The sequence below is a fragment of the Streptomyces sp. IBSBF 2435 genome, from assembly GCF_036815005.1.
In the GTDB taxonomy this organism is placed as follows: Bacteria; Actinomycetota; Actinomycetes; order Streptomycetales; family Streptomycetaceae; genus Actinacidiphila.
The window spans coordinates 42,904-61,571 of the sequence record NZ_JAJSYW010000029.1; the positions used below are offsets into that span (position 1 = coordinate 42,904).

Here is an 18,668-nt window from a genome sequence, read left to right on the forward strand (position 1 = left end):
CCCCCCCCCCCCCCCCCCCCCCCCGCCGGGGCAGTCGGCCGTGCTCGCGGGATCCCGCCGTACGGCCGCACACCAGGACGGGCCGGTCGATGTCGACCGGCCCGTCCTGGTGTGCGCGGCAGAGGTCAGTTCTCGGCCGGCACACGCTCGGTGACACGGCGGACGGAGCCGGCCGGCTTCGCCTCACGGGTCTCCACGCCCGCCAGGCGGGCGTAGCGCTCGGGGTGCGCGGAGCGGATCCACAGGGCGTACACGGGGCCGAGCACCGCTCCGGCCAGGATCAGCCAGGGCAGCGCGTGCACCACCGGGTTGTCCGTGCCGGTCATGGTGTCGAAGTTGATCACGACGAGCGCGGTGGCGACGCCGAGGCCGACCAGGCCGAGCGCGGGTGCGAGCACCGTACGCCACCAGTGCCGGTCGGGCCTGCGCCAGAAGAAGCCGATGACCGACAGGCAGGCGGCGGCCTGGAGGAAGACGATGCCCAGGGTGCCCAGGCCCAGCATGCTCGTGGCCAGACCGAGGTAGGGGTCCAGTCCGCCCAGGGCGAATCCGGCGGCGGCCAGCAGGCTGAACACCGTCTGCGTCAGGCTCGCCCGGTACGGGGAGGAGTGCCGCGGGTGCACCACGCCGAGCGCGCCCGGCAGCACCCGCTCGCGGCCGAGCACGTACATGTAGCGGTTCGCGGCGTTGTGCAGCGCCAGCCAGCCGGCGAACAGGCTCAGGCACAGCAGAACCTGCATGACCGTGGTGAGCGCGGACGTGAGGTAGTCGTCGCTGAGGTTGAAGAAGAGGTTGCCCAGCTGTTCGCCGGCCACCTTCTGCACATTGCCCGCGCCGACCGAGCCGACCGCAATCCAGCTGATGAACCCGTAGAAGAGGGCGATGAGCGAGATGGCGATGTACGTGGCGCGGGCCACGCTCCGCTCGGGATTGCGCGCCTCCTCGCCGTAGAGCGCCGCCGACTCGATCCCGATGAAGGAGATGAACGCGAACATCATCGTGACGCCCATGCCGGGGTTCGACAGGGTGTGCGGGGTGAACGAGGTGCCGGGCAGCGCGGATCCGCCGTGCCGGATCAGCACGGCCACGGCGAGGAGCACCAGGATGGCGACCTCGCAGACCATGGCCACCGCGAGCACCCGGACGCTCAGGTCGATCTGCCGGTATCCCAGTACGGCGACCACGGCCAGGCCGGCCGCCGCCCATATCTCCCAGCGCAGGTGCAGCCCGTGCTGGGCGGCGACGAGCTGGGCGAAGTAGGAGAAGGAGCCGAGCAGTCCGACGGAGGCGGTGTTGTACGCGACCACGGCGATGAGGCCGCCGGCCACCGCGGGCGGTCTGCCCAGGCCGCTGGAGATATAGGTGTAGAAGCCGCCGGCGTTGACCACCCGGCGGCTGATCGCGGCGTAGCCGACGCAGAAGCACATCAGGGTCAGGCCCGCGAAGACGAACACGGCGGGCACACCGGGGCCGTTGCCCAGGGCGAACGCCAGCGGGACGGTACCGACCATGGCGGCGAGCGGAGCGGCGGCCGCGATGATCAGGAAGACGATCTTCGGAGTGTTGAGACTGAGTGAGAGCTGCCCGCGCTCGGACGGCGGCGCGGACGGGGACGGGGTCGTGCTCATGGGCGCTTTCCTATCGTGAGGGCCCGGATGGCCGGCCTGCGGCCTTGCCATCCGGGAGCCTCAACCCGCCGGCCGTACCGCTCTGCTGTCCATTACCGGAAGGTCGCGGGCCATCTCTGCCCGCTGAGGGGTGGTGCGTTACGAGAATTGAGGCTGCTGTCCACCGGGGGGCCGCCGCGTCCGGGCATCGGGCTCGGTCGGCGACCACCCTTCGACAAACAACTCCCGCGCTTTGGACCGCTGCAGCTTCCCGCTGGTCGTCTTGGGAATGCTGCGCTTGGGGACCAGGTGGATCCCGGCGGCCCTGACGCCGGTCCGCGAACTGACCGCGGCGGCGATGGACTGGCGCAGCGCGTCGTGCTGTCCGCTGTCCAGTTCCGTCTCGACGATCAGGTGGAGTTCCTCGGACTCGCTCTGATCGTCGCGGTACCCGACCGCGATCACGGCGCCCAGGCGGACACCGGGGACGGTCTCCGCGGCCTGCTCGAAGTCGGACGGAAGGTAGTTGGCACCGCGGATGATGACCAGGTCCTTGGCCCGGCCGGTGATCCGCAGGCCGCCGTCGCGCAGATAGCCGACGTCGCCGGTCTTCCACCAGTCCGGCGCGTCGATCGCCGCTGCGGTCGCCTCGGGGAGGTTGAAGTACCCGACCGTGCGCGAGGGGCTGCGGAACTGGACGTGGCCGATCCGGTTCTCCGCCAGCTCCCGGCCCTCGCCGTCCACGATGCGGACCTCGGCGCCGACCACCGGCTCACCGCAGTCCACGATCTGCATCGCGTCCGCGCTCTGCGGGTCGGCGTCGACCACCAGCGCGTCCGCGACGGCGGTCTGCCGGTCGATGGAGTCGAACACCAGCGGCCCGTCCTGGCGCGTCGTGGTGATGGCCAGCGACGCCTCGGCCATGCCGTACGCGGGTGTGAACGCGTGCGGCGGCAGGCCCCAGCGGGCGAAGCGCTCGGTGAAGCGCTGCGCGGTGCCGGGCTGGATGGGCTCCGCACCGCAGAGCGCCACACGCCAGGACGACAGGTCCACGCCCTCGAGTTCCTCGTCGCGCACCCGGGCGGTCACATAGCCGTACGCGAAGTTCGGCGCGGCGGCGAACGCGCCGCGGTATTCGCTGATGTACCGCAGCCACTCCCCCGGTGCGCGCAGGAACCGGGTGGGCGGCATGAGCACCGTGCTGCCGCCGGAGTACACCGGGCACAGCAGCCCGGTGATCAGGCCCATGTCATGGTAGAGCGGCGCCCAGCTGACCGTCGTGTCCGCCTGCGTCCAGCCCAGCGCGCCGACGAACTGCTCGCAGTTGGCGGCCAGGTTGGCGTGCGAGATCATGACGCCCTTGGGCGTACCCGTCGAGCCCGAGGTGCACTGGATCAGCGCCAGGTCGTCGGTGTCCGGCAGCCGCAGCGGGTGCATCGGCGCGTCGCTCGCGCCGGCCCGTGCGTAGAGCACGTCGCCGTCGACCAGGTTGGTGTCGGCCAGGTTCGGGAACGCCTCGATGACCGCTGTCGTGGTGACGATCGCGGCCGGCCGCAGATATTCCACCAGGTCTTTCAGCTGGCCTTCGAATCCCGCGGCGCCGCCGAAGCGGATCGGTACGGCGATCGCCGTCGGCATCGCTCCGAGCAGCTGGGCGCCGAAGAAGGCGGTCATGAACTGCGGGCCGGTCGGCAGGCAGAGCACCACCCGGTCACCGTGGCCGACGCCGTACTCCGCGAGGGCCGCCGCGCTCCGCGCGGCGCTCTCGACGAGAGCGTCGTAGCGCAGCGGGACCTTCTTGCCCGGTTCTTGGATCAGCGTCACCACTGATCCGTCGGAACCGCGTTCCGCCTGTGCCAGTAAGGCGTGCAGAATGCTCGGGAAACGCGGACGAAGTTCGGTCATCCTATGTGCTCCTCGATAGTGCTGCCGAACTGATCGACGATCCACGGTTGTACCGAGATGTCGTCGGAGACGATGCGGGCGGGGTGGAGCCCGTGTCGGGCGGCGAGGTCCCTGGCTGCCAGTACGCCCGCCGAGGACAGACCGCCGTAGGACGGGCTCGGCGTCTCGGGCTCGAAGCCGAGCCCGATCGTTTCTGCCATGCAGGAGTAGAGGATCCCCGGCGGCAGGGTGATCCCCGGGAAGTGGGGAGTCTGCATACCGGGAAGCTGGATGCGGCCGCCGGACACCAGGGTGACGTTCGACAGGCCGGTCACGGCCGGGTGCACGTCGCCGGGGACCGCGAGGTCGCAGACGAGGATCTTCCGGTCGCCGGCGAGGTGGTGGGGAAGGATCACCGGGTCGGCCGAGTTGGTGGCGCTGACCACGATCGGGCAGTCCCGCAGCGCGTCGAGGTCCTCGGCGATCGAGACGTCCACGACGCTGGAGAGCCGCTTGGCGACCGTCGCCAGCCGCCGGGCCGAGCCGGGCCGGCCGACCAGCACCATCGAGTCGCAGTGCGGGGCGATGAGTTCGGCCATCACGGCGCCGATGTTGCCGATACCGCCGACGAGTCCGACCCGGCGCTCACCGGGGCCGGCCGCGGCCAGCTCCAGGCGCAGCAGGTCGTAGGCGCAGGCGGCGGTCAGCGAATTGCCCGACGTGACCCTGATGCTGCTCTCGACGACGTCGCGTGCGGCATTGGTGACGATCGAGGTGTGGCCGCCGAGGCCGATGACCTCGGCGCCGAGCGCGACACCCAGCTCCACCGCGTCGAGCACGGTCCGGCGCAGCCACGCCCCGTGCCCGGTGCGCAGCGCGGCGACGGCCTGGCCGGCGGTGAAGGGCGCCGCCACCATGATGACCTCGACCTCCCCCTTGCTCTCGGAGGTCACCCGGTGCCTGACGACCTCGAAGGGGTCGAGCTCGCCCCACATCCGGTCGAGCGCCGCCTCGCACTGGTCGTCGGACCATGCCGCCAGTTCGGGCGCCATGGACCACAGCTTGCCGGGGACGTCCAGGTTGGCGAGGAAGGCGACCCGCGTCACGTCGCCGCGGCTGCCGCTGTGCAGCACCGGCCAGTCGCGCCGCGGCAGCGGGACATGCTGCGGCGGCTGCCACGCACCGGCCGGCGGTACGGTCAGGTGGTCGAGCAGCGTGGTGTAGTCGCCCCGCGAGAGCAGTCCCGCGACGTCGTCGAAGCCGGCGGCGATCCGGTCCACGTCGGCCGGCTCCAGCAGCGCCGACGGCTGGACCCGGACGGTCGTGGGGGCGGACAAGGTGGGGATGACCCTGATCGCGTGGGTGTGCAGCAGCCGGCCCGCGATCAGGTAGCCGAGCGACTCGGTGTCGAACACCTCGCGCAGCAGGCCCGATTCGGGCTGCGGCAGATGGAATTCGATACCCAGCAGAAGTCCGCGGCCGCGGACCTCGATGATGGCGTCCGGCCAGCGCTGGGCGACCTCCGTCAGCCGCTCGCGCAGCAGCACGCCCGTCTCGATGATCCGGTCGCGGTAGGTGAACGACAGGTCGACCGCCGCCGTGGCGATCCGCGACGAGAAGTCGTCGTCGGCGAAGGTGGAGGTGTGGTGGCGGCCGAACTCCGGCACGTACCGCTTCTCGTCCACCAGCAGCGCCGAGATCTTGGCCAGGCCGCCGCCGAGGGACTTCGAGAACAGGTAGTAGTCGGCGGCGACACCGGAGCCCTCGGAGGCGAGGAAGGTGCCGGTACGCCCCATGCCGCACTGGATCTCGTCGAAGACCAGCGCCGCTTCGTGCCGGTCGGCCAGCTCGCGCAGGGCGGCGAGGGTCTCGGCCGGCACCTCGTGCACGCCGGACTCGCCCTGGATGGGCTCGACGAAGCAGGCGGCCACCGGGGACAGGTGGCGCACCTGCGAGTGCGCCACCCCGGCGGCGTCGACGGTCACCGAGTACACCGGGACGCGGTCGGAGTCGAAGGCGGTCACCACGTGCTGCGGCGACCAGTCGCTCAGCCGCCGGTGCCGCGGTCCCGGCACATGCAGATCGGCCGGCACATTGCCGCCATGGGTCAGCGTGCCGGCGCCGGCAGTCTTGCCGTGGAAGGCGTTCCGCAACGAGACGAAGACCGGATCCGCCGTGCGCAGGTCGGCGATCCGGTCGAGGGCCTCGCTCAGCACCTCCGAGCTGGAGCGGCCCTGCGCGGGACCGCTCGCGCAGACGAGGTCCGCGACACCGTCGCGGTGCGCGCGCCGCAGCGCGACCTCGAACTGCTCCTGGAGCGCGCCGAGCCGCCGGCGGTGCTCGACCGTCGCGTGCTTCACCGCGGCTTCCACCGCCTCCGCACCGGTGCTGCCGAGGGTGACCACGTAGCTCGAACCCGTGGTGCCCCCGACGATCTCCGACAGCCGCTGCGCCAGCTCGGCCGCGCCCGGGCGGATACTGGCCTGGGCGTTGAACGGGATCCGCTCCTCGAAGCACTGCCGGGCCACGTCGAGCAGCGCCGGGTGGTTGTGCCCGAACAGCGAGGAACCCGCGCCGCCGACCAGGTCGAGGACCTGGTCGGTTGCCTGGTCCGCGCCGGCCGGCAGCTTCCGGGTCAGGTGGTCGCCCTGGCCGCCCTGGTAGATCACGTCCAGATGCAGCGCGCGGAAGAGTCTGGCGAACTCCGGCCGGGCGTATCGCGCGAAACCAGATTCAGCGTTCATGCGTCGCTAGCCTCCTTGCCCGACCGCACGGCCAGGGACGCGGTGACCTGGTCAACGGCGTCCCGCAGTGTCTGCATCGCAGCCGCCTGCTCATCCGAAATGTGCACATCGAACTCGGCTTCCATCTCGACCACCAGATCGATGGACCGAATGGAATCGAGGCCGTAGTCCACCAGCGGGACGTCGGGATTGATTTCAGGTACCTGCAATTGGCGACGGAACAGTTCATCGACGACGTCGAGAATATCGCGGTTCATTGCGTTCTTTCCCCCAATCGCTGCACTATTCCTTCGGCCGATACGGGCGCAGAAGGACAAGACGAATCGTAAAATTCAAGGTCGTATCGCCACGGCGAACGAGAGGTCTTCCTGTGAGCGGATCCACACCGATACCGGTTCGCCGCGGTACGACGCGGTCAGCGCGCCGTCGGACCGGGTGAGTTCGATCCGCCAGAACAGAAAATCGCCCAGCGTGCCGGTGCCGTTCATGGCCTTGAAAGCTGCTTCCTTGGCCGCGAACAGCTCACGCGGGGTGTACTCCCCGGCCGGCGGGAGCAGCGTGTGCCGCTCCCGCTCGCTGAGGACGAATTCGGTCATGCGAGGGCTGATGGCCGCGTCCTCGATGTCGACGCCGACCGCGTCCGCACCGGGAACGACCACCGCGACCGCCAGGCGGTCGGTGTGCGAGATCGAGCCGGCGAACCCGCGCGGGAAGCGCGGGCGGCCGTCGGGATCACGGGGCACGGTCAGGTCCGCGGATCCCGCCGCGGCCAGGGCCGCGGCGGCCGCGCCGCGCCCCGCCGCGAACTGCTGAGCCGGTCCGTGGGGCCAGGGCACCGGATGGAACTCGAGCGAGGTCGCCGGTGTGACGCCCGCGGGAATCTCCAGCTCAACAGTCACCGTGTGTCCTTCAGTTGCGCAGCGCTACGACGTGACCCGCCAGCGAATCGATCGAGCGCAGCACCTCCGGCTGGACGTCGTCGTCCCACTCGAACCCGAAGGCGTCCTCCATCGCCACCAGCAGACTGACCAGTGCGGTGGAGGGCACCCCCGCCTCGCGCAGCGACACGGTGTCCGACACCCTGTTCACAAAAGTGCCGTCGCGGAACAGGTCGACCAGCAGTTCACGAATGCGCTGCCGGACTTCGACCTCCGTGTCAGACATGCGATTCCGCTTCTTCGATGAACTTGCGCACGATCACCTGGAAGCCCTCGGGGTCGTCGAGGAACGGCACGTGGCCGGCCTTCGGCATGATCTCCAGGCGGCCCTTCGGGAACAGCGCGGCCAGCTCCTTGCCGGCCGTCGGGCTCAGCAGGATGTCGTCGTCGCCGAGCGCGATCACCGTCGGCGCCTGGATACGGGTCAGCAGCTCGGGGCTGGGGTCGCCCTGCTGGGCGAGGGTCAGACCGTTGGTCAGCTCCTCGGGGGTGGACATCGCCAGGAAGCTCTCCCGCAGCCCGAGGAAGCCGGGCGTGCCCGACTCCTGGTTCATGTCGGTGCTGATCACCTCGGGGTACATGTGGCTGTACAGCGCGGTCATGCCGTGGGACTTCAGCGTCAGCAGCCAGGCCCGCTGCAGACCCCGGTGCCGCCGCATGCCCTGCGGGCCGACGACCGGTCCCGCCAGCACGAGGCCCCTGACCCGGTCGGGGTAGGCGAGCGCCACGTCCCGGGCGAGCTGGGTGGAGGCCGACGTGCCGATCAGGTATGCCGAGTCGATCTCCAGCGCGTCGAGCAGCGCGATCAGGTCCTCGGCGTGCTGCTCCCAGGTCGGCTCGGTGTCCCCGTGCGTGGAGGCGCCGTGGTTGGCCAGGTCGTAGCTGACGACGCGGTAGTTCTGGACGAGGTCCTCGGTGTACTCACGCCAGAACGGGGCGGTGAAGAAGAAGTTGTTCAGCGTGACAATGGCAGGGCCCTCGCCGGTGGACTCGTAGTAGAGCTCGACGCCCTCCCTGGTACGGATCCGCGGCGTGTCCCGGTACTCCAGGTCGTGGTGGTCCTGCGCTTCATCGACTGACATTGCTTTCCATCCTTTGCTTGTTCCGACGACTCAGGCGCCCGGAAGGACGTGCGCGTACGCGGCGACGACGTCGGCCGCCGAGATCTCACTGGAGATGGCACTGCAGGACTGGCCGCAGTACATCGCCATCTCCTCGATACGGCCGGTGGTCGCATCGGTGGGCACCGCGGAGCTGAAGCGCGGCACCAGGTAGGGCTTCCCCTCGACCACCGTCTTGCCGATGAACTTCTTGGCCTGCTCCGGGTCGCTCGTCACGGCCGTCGCCAGCACGCGGTGCCGGCGGCCCGGCCAGCCGATCTCGTAGACATCGGTGATCACGGTGTCGGCCTGGTCCGCGGCGGTCACCGCCGCCTTGAAGTAGGCATGCGCCCGCGACTCGTGGGCGACGACGAAGGCGGTGCCGAGCAGCACCCCGTCGGCTCCCGCGGCCAGCGCCCTGGCGGCCTCGTCGGGCGAGCCGATGCCGCCCGAGGCGACCAGGCAGGTGTCGGGCAGCTCGGCGCGCAGCGCGGCGACCAGTTCGTCGCGCTGCGAGGTGCCGAGCAGGTGGCCGCCGGCCTCGATGCCCTGGGCCACCACCACAGCGCCCCGCTCGGCCGCGTGCACACCGTCCTCGACGGTCCCGATCTGGACGACCAGCTGGCGGCCCGCGGCGACGATGCGCTTGAACACCGCGTCGTCCTCGGGCATGCCGAACAGCGACAGGTAGACGCGCTCCGGCGTCTCGTCGAGCACCTGGGTGATCTGGTGGTCGAGCTCGTCCGGGCCGACGACCTCGGGGATCAGGTTCACTCCGACGGGCCGGTCGGTGCCCGTGGCCAGCCGCTCCAGCATGGCCGACAGCGCGGCGTCGACCAGCTTGTAGCCGCCCGCGCAGCCCGCCGCGCCGGCGTTGGACACCGCGCACGCCAGGTCAGCGCCCGCGACACCGCCCATGCCCGACTGCAGGAGGCCGACGTCGATGCCGAGCATCGCTGCCAACGTGGAAGGCATCAGCTCAGGCTCTCGACCGCAGTCACCGCGGCGGCGGTGCTGCCGAACCGCTCGGTCAGGGTGTGCACCCACCGCTCCAGGCCGAAGGCGAGGCAGCTGGTGTGCGCGGACTCGCCGTTGACCTGGATGGCGCACCGCTCACCGAAGAAGTTCCGGTGGTAGTTGACGGAGCCGATCGCCAGGCCGTTGACGACGAACTCCTCCTTGACCGGGAACAGCCGCTGCATCTTCGCCTTGCCGCTGTTCTTGTCGAAGAACGGGTCGGTGGCGACCTCGAGCTTGAAGTCGAGCCCGAGTTCCGCGCACAGGGCCGTCACGGCGTCCTTGGCACGCAGCAGGTGGCTCTTCGCCACCTCTTCGGGGCCGATGCAGACGATCTCGCGCATGGAGAAGCCCAGCAGCCGCTGCAGGCCCTGGTAGTGGTCCTCGTTGCGGAAGCACGTGCCGACCGTGGTGCGCATGGCGCCCTCGGGGGGCAGTGTCGAGCCCGCCAGGTCGAGGTAGATCGAGTAGCACGCCGCCGAGGGCAGCGCGAAGGCGGTCTGCTCCATCACCTCGGCCGGCACCCGGTCGATCGGCCGGGGAGAGTCCGCCAGCAGGGCGCCGAGGCGCTCCGGGTCGAGCCGGGTGGCGGCCAGGCCCAGGTGCGGGAAGTTGTCGTAGTAGTCGAAGGTGTCGAGGTCCTTGCAGCGCATCAGGAACGGGAAGCGGAACTCCGGCGCGTCCCAGCCCTCGGCCAACCGCAGGAACACCGCCTCGATCGCCCGCAGCAACCGCAGCTGGCTGCCGTCCAGAACTCCCAGGCCGTTGTCGGTCGCTGTGGTCACTGTGCCGCTTCCTTGTTGAAGAATCGTGCTTCCAGCGCGTTGAGGGTGCGGAAGTCGTCCAGATCCAGGTCCTCCGGATCGATCGGCTCTCCGGTCAGCTCCTCCAGCAGGAAGATGAACTCGACAAAGGCCAGCGAGTTGATGGCCCGGCTGTCGATCAGGTCCAGATCGTCGGACACCTGGTCGAGCTTGGGGTTGCGGCCCAGGATGAACTCCCGGACGGCCTGCATCGGCTCGGTCGTCACTTGATCACTTCCCGGCCCACGCCGGACTTGGAAAGGAACTTCCGGGTCCGCTTCAGCACCTGGTCGTGCGCCTCGATGCGGGCGGGGTGCTCCAGCGCGCGCCGCCGCAGCGCCAGCGCGTCCGGGATGCCCGCGTCACGGTAGGCGGCCGGGTTGTAGAGGGTGCCGATGCTGTACTGGAGGTAGCTCTCCAGGTATTCGGCGACCACCGGCACCTCGTCGGGGTCGCGCTGGACGACCTGGGCGAGCAGGTTGGTGAAGACCATCCGGCCGAACGCGACGTGCCGGCTCTCGTCCTGGTGGTGCACCCGGTTGATCTCACGGGCGATGTGCGGCAGCGACTGGTCGGTCGCCATGTGCGCGTTGTAGTAGTCGACGATCTCCTCGAAGATCAGGATGCGCGCGAAGATGACCAGCTCGCGGGCCACCTTCGAGAGGTGCTCGACCGAGTCGGCCTTCAGGGTCGGCTGCGCCGGGTACAGCTTGCCGCCGTAGCGCAGGCAGAACTGCGCGAAGAACCACATGTGCTCGTTTTCCTCACCCACGAAGTGGTGCAGGAACTCCGAGACGTTCGCGTAGGTCCGCTCGTGGATGCGCATCACGACTTCGCTCAGCAGCTCACGGATACCGTGGATGTTGAGGCTGAAGAAGTTGATCGCCTCGTATTTGGTCAGGGCGATCTGCTGCTCGCGGGTCAGCTCGTCCCACATCGGCGTGCCTGCCAGCGTGGTGAGGCTCTCGCTCATCCACGGCATGTCGGGCTCGATGGTCGCCGGCCAGTCGAACATCGTGTACGGGTTGTAATAGCCGGATTCGGCCAGCTGCTCCAACCGGTCGAGTTCCAGCACGACCGGTTCAATCTCACGTACCGCCATTGTCACTTGCCCTTTCAAACGGAGTGGTTCGAAAATTCAGCGTCAACGCGCCGAGCGAATGTCCGCGCGCACATGGACCGGCAGCTGTGAACCACATTCGTGATACCCAAAGGACGCATTACCGGAAGCGGTGGACGGAATGACCTTGTTGTAGATCGACCCGAGGCACAGCTCCTGGAAATCCCCGGTGTTCGGCGACAGCCGTGCCGCCAGCTGCGCCTTGGCGATGTCGACGGTCTTGTACGTACCGTCGTCGTCCTGGACCTCCACGCACGCGTGCGGCAGGTCGAGGGCGCCGCCCAGCACTCCGCAGAACCAGCCGCGCTTCGCCTCGGCCTCGTAGCCGGCCGCGCGGAAGCGCTCGGCCAGCAGCAGGCTCGCCGCGATGCAGCTCGTCGCGCCCAGCTCGTGGACCAGTTCGTAATCGGCCTGCATGGCGACGGGGATCATCTGCCAGCGGTAGCCGGCGTCGAGGTACTCGCGGGTCAGCCGCCGCAGTTCGGAGGAGACCAGCGGAGTCCGCACGCCCGTCGTGGTGACCGTCGCCGCGTACTCGGCGGTTCCCGAACCGGGCTCCGGAGCCTCGCCGCCGACGATGCGTCCGCCGAACCGGACGACGTCGGGCGCCTCGAAACGCCACGGCGCGACACCGTCGCACTCGGTGCATTCCAGCTGGACCCGGAAGTCCCACGACTTCTCGCACAGCAGGTCGTCGACCGACCGGCCGGCGAACCGGAAGAGCATACGGAATGCGAGCTCCGGCTGCGTATTCGTCTTGTTCGAATACATGCCGAGGTTGTAAAGATCGCTGACGTCGAAATAGCGCACACCCGAGCGGTTCTCGAACGGCAGGCCCGCGTCGACAAGCCTGTCGATCTCCGCCGTTTCGCAGCGCAGCATTTCCCGCGCCACGGATTCCGACTGGATCTTACTAGAATACTCGGCGGGAATGAATTCTATCGAATTCGCTATTTTTTCCCAGGGGGTATTCAAGGTTACAGCTTGGTGTGGCACAGTCTATCCTTCCAGGCAAAATGACCGCGCCGACGACTCGGCACCCATCATCGCCACGACACCACGGTTTTGTTGCGGATGTCCACAGTGATCGATCCAGTTATTTGTGAACATTCCCGCTAGCTCACTGACCGAATCTGCGGAACGATCTCGACGGTACCAGTCGGAGATCGCCTCGCAACAGATTATTTTTGCATACGTACTCATGCGTTTCACATATAAGGTTTGGAGAAATCAATGTCCGCGCGGCGCGGATTGACATCTTTCGGCCCGCCGCCGGCAGTTCGCGGGCGTTGAAGAACGGCTGCCCCGCGGGACGGCACACGAACGCGGCCCCTGTTCGCGATCAAAGGCTTCGAGTGTCTTTGGTCACCAGAGGTCGCGTCCGGCATGCCGGTATTCGGATGCGGTGCCGCCGGACGCACCTGTGCCCGGGCCGTGTCGTGGAAACGACGGCCCGGGCACAGGTACGGAGGCGGCACGCCCGGTCAGTCCCGGGCGGTCGCCAGGTCCCGGTCCTCCTGCTGCGCGGGCACCGGAGCGCCGGTGCGGGGCAGGACGGTGAGGGCGATGAGGACGGCGGCGACCAGGACGATCGCGCCGATGGTCATGCCGAACGCGTACCCGTCGTTGAGGGCCGCGGGCGTGTCGATCTTGCCGGTGTGGTCGTGAGCGGCGGTGCCCAGGGCCGCGAGGCCGAGCGAGGCGCCGATCTGGCGTGCGCTGTTGAGCAGGCCTGAGGCACTGCCCGTCTCGTGGGCCGCGACGCCGGCGGTGGCGACGGAGACGGCCGGTGCGAGGCAGAGCCCGATGCCGATGCTGGTGACGATCGACGGGCCCAGCACATCGGCGGTGAAGGAGCCGTTGGCGCTCATCTGGCCGAACCACAGGAATCCGAGCCCGGTCAGCACTCCACCGGCGACCAGGATGACCCGGGGAGCCAGTTTGAAGCCGAGCTTGACGGCGATCACGGAGCCGACGACGACACCGAGGGCGAACGGCAGGAACTCGACGCCGGTCCTGGCCGCGCTGTTCCCCAGCACCCGCTGGAGGTAGAGGGACACGAAGTAGAAGGCCGAGGCCATGACACCGCCGAGCAGCAGCGTGTAGGCGTTGGCACCGGCGACCGAGCGGTTGGTGAACAGGCCGAGCCGGATCAGCGGGTCGCGGCGGGTGGTCTTCTCGACCCAGACGAAGGCGATCAGCAGGACCACGGCGATGGCCAGGGTCGACAGGGTGACCGTCGAGCCCCACGGGTGCTGGTCGGTGCGGACGACGCCGAACACCAGCAGGCCCATGCCCGCGGTGGCCAGGACCGCGCCGAGCACGTCCGGGCGGCCGCGGCGCGAGGCGGGCGGGTCGGCGGCGATACCGCGCCAGGCCAGGTACAGCGCGAAGGCGGCCATCGGGACGTTGACGAACATGACCCATTCCCAGCCGGCGTACTGGGTGAGCAGACCGCCGATGAGGACGCCGAGCGCGCCGCCCGCGGCGTTCACCGCGCTCCACACACCGAAAGCCTTCACGCGCTCCTTGCCTTCGGGGAAGGTCGAGACAAGGAGCGCGAGTGCGGCCGGGGCCAGTGCGGCGGCGCCGACGCCCTGGACGGCGCGCGCGGCCACCAGCTGGCCCGGTTCCTGCGAGAAGCCGCCGGCGAGGGAGGCGAGGCCGAAGATGGGCAGCCCGATCAGCAGGATCCGCTTGTGGCCGTACCGGTCGGCGATCTTGCCGCCCAGCAGGAGCAGCCCGCCGAAGGTCAGGGCGTAGGCGTGAATGACCCAGGTCAGACCCAGGTCGCTGAAGCCGAGGCCGGCGCCGATCTTCGGCAGTCCGACGTTCACGACCGACAGGTCCAGCGACACCATGAACTGCACGACAGCCACCGCGGCAAGGGTGAGCCCTGGCCTGGCAGTGCGGTCGATGACCGATTTTTCGCTTGCTGATTCCGTGTTCGTCACCGCAACCCAGTCCCTCTGCGTTCTTCTCCAGTAGAATTTTCGAACAGGTTCTGAAATTATCACCGGGACCGGCTCGCTGTCGAGCGCAGGGGCCGAAGGCATCAGGTTTCGCGGAAGGGCATGATGAGACGGTGTCCCAAACCAACGCACCGCACGGCCGTGTAGGCCGACCACCCGTGACCTCCCGTACCCAGATCCTGACCGGGGCCCGCCGGCTCATCGATCGGGACGGCTGGGAGAAGCTGACGATCCGCGGACTGGCCGGTGAGATCGGCATCGGGGCGACGACCCTGTACCACCACGTGCGGGACAAGGAAGACCTGCTGTTCCTGCTGATCCACGAGTACGCCGAGCAGATCCCGCACCCCGACCTGCCCAGCGAGCCGCGGGAGCGGATCATCGCGGCCGCGACCGCGATCCACGACGCGCTGGCGGCCTGGCCGTGGGCCGCCGAGGTCCTCACGACCGACGGCTTCATCGCGAGGCTGGGCGACTCGGCCCTGTGGCTGGTGGAAACCATCGTGGCCGGGGCCATCGACCACGGGTGCACGCCGGAACAGGCCGTCCACGTCTTCCGCAGCCTCTGGTACTACATGGTCGGCGAGATCCTGGTGCGCGCGCACTCCGCCCGCACCCGGGCCAACAACGAGCGGCCCGACTACATCGACGACTTCATCAGCAGCCTCGACTCGTCGCAGCTGCCGCGCCTGGCCGCGCTCGGCGACCAGTGGGCCTCGATGGCCTGGCGGGACACCTACCCCCAGGCGCTGCGGGCCTTCGTGGACGGGCTGCTCGCCCAGGCGCTGGCGAGCACCGGGCAGCCGCCGCAGGTCAGGGTGATGCCGGAGCCCCCGGCATCGCCCCCGGCGAGCGCGTCATGAAGACGTCGACCGGGTCGTGGGACCCCACGACGTGTCCGTGCCGCTCGTAGCGCCGGCGATCGGCGCTCCCCCGCTGCACGTCCGGGCGCACCGCGGCGTCCTGCGCGCCGGTCCGCTCCAGGACCGGGCGCGGGACCGCGAACCCCGGGCCGCGGCTGCGCGACCGCCCCGGCGCCGGCGGCCACCGCGTCCGGCCGTGTCCCGGCCCCGCCACTTCGGGGTCCACGGCCGGAATATCCCCGTCCGCATTCGCCCGGGCGAAACGGCGTCAACCCGGTGACGCTAGCACGGCCGCGGTTAAACCCTCCAGCGGCCGACAAGGAGAGGTGAGAATCACGCATTGGATTATTAAGAACTCATTCGATCGGAACGCGATACGTGTTCCGCAAGCCATTGCGTCGGCGGCACACGGATGGTACATCTAGATTCTGCGCCCGACGGGGCGGGCTATGTCGGCCGCAGGCATGGACAGTTGACGGAGGATGCCGGTGAGGTTACTGTGACCAATCGCTAAAATAGGGCCGCGCGCGTCAGGAGTTCCCCAACGGCACTGCCCTATTCAGCGGCACTCAGATCCAGTGAGAATCCCGGGCTATCCGCAGTGCGTCAATCCGGTTGCGTGCCCCCAGCTTTGCCACCATCGACGACAGGTAGTTGCGCACGGTGCCCTCCGAGAGGTGCAGCCGCGCTGCTATCTCGACCACCGTGTCGCCCCGGGAGACGTGTTCGAGCACCGAGAATTCCCGCATCGTCAACGGGCAGTCCCCGTTGACCAGCGCGGCGACCGTCAGTTCCGCGTCGAAGACCCGTTCACCCTGGTGCACACGGTGGATGGCCTCGAAGAACTGACGCGGCGGCACACTCCGCTCCACCATGCCGCCGATGCCGGCGGCGAAGGCCTGACGGACGACCGATCGGGTGAAGGCCGTGGCGAGCAGCATGCTCCGGCAGCCGGGCAGGCTCGCGACCTTCTCGGCATTCGCTATCGCGTCGCTGTCCGCGCCCTCGAAGCTGATGATCACCACGTCAGGTCTGTGCGATTCGGCGAACTCCAGTGCGTCAAGACTGCTGTCCGCTGATCCCACGACCCGGATCTCCTCGTTCCGCTCAAGCAGTGCAGTGAGCGCGAAGCGAGACAAATGCAGGTCGTCGGACACCAATACATCGATTCCCACTCGGTCCCCCAATGTAGTTTCTCGACCACCTATTGAGCCACGAGCAGGCAACTCGCGGCCGGTAATAGTTTCCATGCAACGAAATTTCCGCAGGTCGATCTCTAGTCCGCCCCGCACCACACACGAAGGCGGAGCGGCCCGAGGCAATATGGAGTCCGGTCGGTAAAACCGAAAAAGCCCGCCGGTCGGACCGGCGAGCCGTCGCAAAAGAACGACGCTAGCACGCGGCTCCGTCCGCCGCGCACCAAGAAGACGTAAAGCTTCTCGGGAGCGGCCCCGAGCCGCGAAGTAGCCCTTTCTGTCATAGACAGAAAGGGTTCGGCGGGTGCGGCGCCATTCTTGTGCCTGTCCAGTGCGAACATGTACGTCCCCTAGGGCTTACCGAAGGACCCATTTGGTTGCGCGCGAAGGTCGTCCGGCGCAGCCGTCGTCATTCTGGGACAGCCCGGCTGGGCGAAGTATGTATGCCGTCTGTATGGACAGCCGCGCTCGTCCAGACCAGCACCGGCGCCCCCTCACGCGGGCCACGCACAGGTCCCGATGGCTACGCAAGGTGACTCCTCTCCGACAGCGCGTGATGTCTCCGCCGTCGGGCGTCACCGGCATCCAGGATCTCCCCAGTCGCCGCGTGTGAAACTGTCGTCTGCTCTGTTCCCGCCCGGGTCCGATCAGTACGGCGAATTGGGAGGCACTGCGATATGCGCGTCGCCGCGTATGCTGCCCGACGCACCGCAGCGGCGCCGCCCGCCGGCCGGCCGGCCCTGGCCGCCCGCGCGCACCGCCAGGCCCGCGCCGCGCCGCGGCGCCGTCCGGCGGGACCGGATGCACCCTCCCCGGTGTTCATGAGATCGCCACTCGCCGTCGGCTCCGAATTCACGCTAGGAATCGGCCGACGGCAAGTCCGTGGCATCGCCGTCCACCCGGGAAGGCAACCGGAAAGAATATGACAGTGTCCAGCTGCGGGCGGGGTAAGAAGTCGGCCGTGGTGTTGGCCGCCCGGGGGCTTCTCATGACGTGCAGGATTAACCGTAAGTCATGAGAAACTCATATGTGAATGATCGGGACGGAAGCAGTAGCGTGGACTATATTCCGGTGAAACGCTCATTGAAGGGGTGGGCGGACTCGTTGGGCGGGACTGTTGTGCAAACAGTCAGGTGATGGTGGCGGTCGGCGAAGCCCCGCAGCGTCGCGCGTCGTGCTCGCGATCTGACGGGCCGGATCGCTGAGCGTTCTCGTGCCGGGTGACCACGGATCAGGCGATCCCGACGCGATGCCGATATAACCGGATCGGTCCGAAATTTCAGTGTCCGAAAGCTTTCCGCGCCGCGGGCATCGAAATCGGACAGGCATCAAACTCGGAGGAAGTAGAAAATGAGTACCCCTGTCTACATTACGTCGGCTGCGGCCTGGATTCCGCCGGCCGAATCGGGCAAGGAAGCGGTGGCCGACGGCAGGTACACCGAGGACGATTTTAAGGTCAATAACATCGTCTGTCTGCCGGCCGCCACGGATGAGATCTCGGTGCCCGACATGGGGGTCATCGCCGCGCGCCGGGCCCTGGAGCGGGCCGCGGACGTGGTCGACGGCCACGTCGACCTGATGGTGCACGCGTCGCTCTACCACCAGGGCCGCGACTGGGGCTGGACCTCCGGGTCCTACATACAGCGCGAGCTGGGAATCACCAATGCCTTCTCGGTGAACCTGGACGGCCTGTCCAACGGCGGCATGGCGGCGCTCGACTTCGCCGTGGGCCAGCTCGAGGCCGGCCGCGGCACCAGCGCCATGGTGTCCACCGCGGACCGCTTCAGCGCGCCCGGCATCAACCGCTGGCGCGGTGCGTACGGCATCGTCGGCGGTGACGGCTCCACCGCGATGGTGCTGTCCAAGACCGGCGGCTTCGCCCGTATCCTCGCCGTCCAGTCGGTCACCGATGCCGTCATCGAACCGCTGTGGCGCGGTTCCGAGCCCTTCACCAGCTCCTTCGGCGAGGTCACCCACGACCTGCGCAGCCCGAAGAAGTCGTATCTGGAAGTGGTCGGCAAGGAGTTCGTGCTCAAGCACTGCGAGGACGCGCTGGTGGCCCTCGTCGGCTCGGTGCTCGACAAGACCGGGCACAAGCTCGACGACTTCGCCAAGATCCTGATGCCCAACATGGGCCACGGCCTGATGCAGGTCCAGTTCCTCCAGCCGCTGGGCATCACCTCCGACCGCACCCTGATGGACTGGGGCCGCTTCACCGGGCACCTGGGCGCCGGCGACCTGATCGCGGGCGTGACCCGAGTGGTGGAGAAGAAGCAGCTCAAGCAGGGCGACCAGGTGCTTCTGGTCAGTGCCGGCGGCGGTTACTCGCTGACCGTCGCGGCGATCGAGATCGAGACCGTTCCGGACTGGCCGGAGGTCACCACGGACTTCGCCCTGCCCGCCGACGTCACGGAATGAGACTGC

16 protein-coding genes are annotated in these 18,668 nt (G+C 68.6%); 2 read left to right on the forward strand and 14 right to left on the reverse strand.

Translation table 11 applies throughout. The features are described from left to right. Positions 1 to 125: 125 nt before the first annotated feature. From V7E46_RS08455 to V7E46_RS08515, 13 genes are all read right to left on the reverse strand, one after another. Complete coding sequence (locus V7E46_RS08455) at positions 126 to 1,628, reverse strand: APC family permease (protein ID WP_329172215.1); 1,503 nt, start codon at positions 1,626 to 1,628, stop codon at positions 126 to 128. Between the two features lie 138 nt (positions 1,629 to 1,766). Further along, complete coding sequence (locus V7E46_RS08460) at positions 1,767 to 3,512, reverse strand: fatty acyl-AMP ligase (protein WP_333767839.1); 1,746 nt, start codon at positions 3,510 to 3,512, stop codon at positions 1,767 to 1,769. Further along, on the reverse strand, positions 3,509 to 6,235 hold the full coding sequence (locus V7E46_RS08465) for an aminotransferase class III-fold pyridoxal phosphate-dependent enzyme (protein ID WP_333767840.1): 2,727 nt from the start codon (positions 6,233 to 6,235) through the stop codon (positions 3,509 to 3,511). The genes V7E46_RS08460 and V7E46_RS08465 overlap by 4 nt, the downstream gene beginning before the upstream one ends. Further along, on the reverse strand, positions 6,232 to 6,492 hold the full coding sequence (locus tag V7E46_RS08470; RefSeq protein WP_329172221.1) for an acyl carrier protein: 261 nt from the start codon (positions 6,490 to 6,492) through the stop codon (positions 6,232 to 6,234). Before V7E46_RS08470 ends, V7E46_RS08465 begins: the two co-directional genes overlap by 4 nt. Positions 6,493 to 6,567: 75 nt before the next feature. After that, positions 6,568 to 7,134 (reverse strand): 4'-phosphopantetheinyl transferase superfamily protein, encoded by a 567-nt coding sequence (locus tag V7E46_RS08475; protein ID WP_333767841.1) that lies wholly within the window; start codon positions 7,132 to 7,134, stop codon positions 6,568 to 6,570. 10 nt (positions 7,135 to 7,144) lie between these two features. Beyond that, positions 7,145 to 7,399, reverse strand: coding sequence for a hypothetical protein (locus V7E46_RS08480; protein ID WP_329172225.1), 255 nt, complete (start codon positions 7,397 to 7,399; stop codon positions 7,145 to 7,147). Beyond that, positions 7,392 to 8,255, reverse strand: a complete 864-nt coding sequence (locus tag V7E46_RS08485) for an alpha/beta fold hydrolase (protein WP_329172227.1) — start codon at positions 8,253 to 8,255, stop codon at positions 7,392 to 7,394. Before V7E46_RS08485 ends, V7E46_RS08480 begins: the two co-directional genes overlap by 8 nt. A 30-nt stretch (positions 8,256 to 8,285) precedes the next feature. Continuing rightward, a complete protein-coding gene (locus V7E46_RS08490) occupies positions 8,286 to 9,248 on the reverse strand; it encodes an NAD(P)H-dependent flavin oxidoreductase (RefSeq protein WP_333767842.1) in 963 nt (320 codons plus the stop codon). Beyond that, positions 9,248 to 10,075 carry a hypothetical protein gene (locus V7E46_RS08495; protein WP_329172229.1) on the reverse strand — a complete coding sequence of 276 codons (828 nt, stop codon included), beginning with the start codon at positions 10,073 to 10,075 and terminating at the stop codon, positions 9,248 to 9,250. The genes V7E46_RS08490 and V7E46_RS08495 overlap by 1 nt, the downstream gene beginning before the upstream one ends. After that, the gene (locus V7E46_RS08500) at positions 10,072 to 10,320 is read right to left on the reverse strand and encodes a phosphopantetheine-binding protein (protein ID WP_329172230.1); all 249 of its coding nucleotides are present in this window, start codon (positions 10,318 to 10,320) and stop codon (positions 10,072 to 10,074) included. The genes V7E46_RS08495 and V7E46_RS08500 overlap by 4 nt, the downstream gene beginning before the upstream one ends. Then, positions 10,317 to 11,195 carry a diiron oxygenase gene (locus tag V7E46_RS08505; RefSeq protein WP_329172232.1) on the reverse strand — a complete coding sequence of 293 codons (879 nt, stop codon included), beginning with the start codon at positions 11,193 to 11,195 and terminating at the stop codon, positions 10,317 to 10,319. Before V7E46_RS08505 ends, V7E46_RS08500 begins: the two co-directional genes overlap by 4 nt. Positions 11,196 to 11,237: 42 nt before the next feature. Next, on the reverse strand, positions 11,238 to 12,188 hold the full coding sequence (locus V7E46_RS08510) for a hypothetical protein (protein WP_329172234.1): 951 nt from the start codon (positions 12,186 to 12,188) through the stop codon (positions 11,238 to 11,240). Between the two features lie 509 nt (positions 12,189 to 12,697). Beyond that, entirely contained in the window at positions 12,698 to 14,092 is a 1,395-nt protein-coding gene (locus V7E46_RS08515; protein WP_329172236.1) for an MFS transporter, read from the reverse strand. A gap of 251 nt (positions 14,093 to 14,343) precedes the next feature. On the opposite strand from V7E46_RS08515, the gene V7E46_RS08520 reads away from it, so the two are divergent. Continuing rightward, a complete protein-coding gene (locus V7E46_RS08520) occupies positions 14,344 to 15,048 on the forward strand; it encodes a TetR/AcrR family transcriptional regulator (RefSeq protein WP_333767843.1) in 705 nt (234 codons plus the stop codon). A gap of 569 nt (positions 15,049 to 15,617) precedes the next feature. Here the strand turns inward: V7E46_RS08520 and V7E46_RS08525 are convergent. After that, positions 15,618 to 16,223 carry a response regulator transcription factor gene (locus V7E46_RS08525; RefSeq protein WP_333767844.1) on the reverse strand — a complete coding sequence of 202 codons (606 nt, stop codon included), beginning with the start codon at positions 16,221 to 16,223 and terminating at the stop codon, positions 15,618 to 15,620. Between the two features lie 1,371 nt (positions 16,224 to 17,594). Here V7E46_RS08525 and V7E46_RS08530 point away from each other — a divergent pair. Then, entirely contained in the window at positions 17,595 to 18,662 is a 1,068-nt protein-coding gene (locus tag V7E46_RS08530; protein ID WP_329172241.1) for a ketoacyl-ACP synthase III family protein, read from the forward strand. Positions 18,663 to 18,668 lie beyond the last annotated feature (6 nt).

Excerpts from the sequence above, each read along its gene's own strand:
- V7E46_RS08455 (WP_329172215.1), bottom strand. The coding sequence starts at position 1,628 with ATGAGCACGACCCCGTCCCCGTCCGCGCCGCCGTCCGAGCGCGGGCAG.
- V7E46_RS08460 (WP_333767839.1), bottom strand. The coding sequence starts at position 3,512 with ATGACCGAACTTCGTCCGCGTTTCCCGAGCATTCTGCACGCCTTACTG.
- V7E46_RS08470 (WP_329172221.1), bottom strand. The coding sequence starts at position 6,492 with ATGAACCGCGATATTCTCGACGTCGTCGATGAACTGTTCCGTCGCCAA.
- V7E46_RS08485 (WP_329172227.1), bottom strand. The coding sequence starts at position 8,255 with ATGTCAGTCGATGAAGCGCAGGACCACCACGACCTGGAGTACCGGGAC.
- V7E46_RS08480 (WP_329172225.1), bottom strand. The coding sequence starts at position 7,399 with ATGTCTGACACGGAGGTCGAAGTCCGGCAGCGCATTCGTGAACTGCTG.
- V7E46_RS08530 (WP_329172241.1), top strand. The coding sequence starts at position 17,595 with ATGAGTACCCCTGTCTACATTACGTCGGCTGCGGCCTGGATTCCGCCG.
- V7E46_RS08465 (WP_333767840.1), bottom strand. The coding sequence starts at position 6,235 with ATGAACGCTGAATCTGGTTTCGCGCGATACGCCCGGCCGGAGTTCGCC.
- V7E46_RS08505 (WP_329172232.1), bottom strand. The coding sequence starts at position 11,195 with ATGGCGGTACGTGAGATTGAACCGGTCGTGCTGGAACTCGACCGGTTG.
- V7E46_RS08490 (WP_333767842.1), bottom strand. The coding sequence starts at position 9,248 with ATGCCTTCCACGTTGGCAGCGATGCTCGGCATCGACGTCGGCCTCCTG.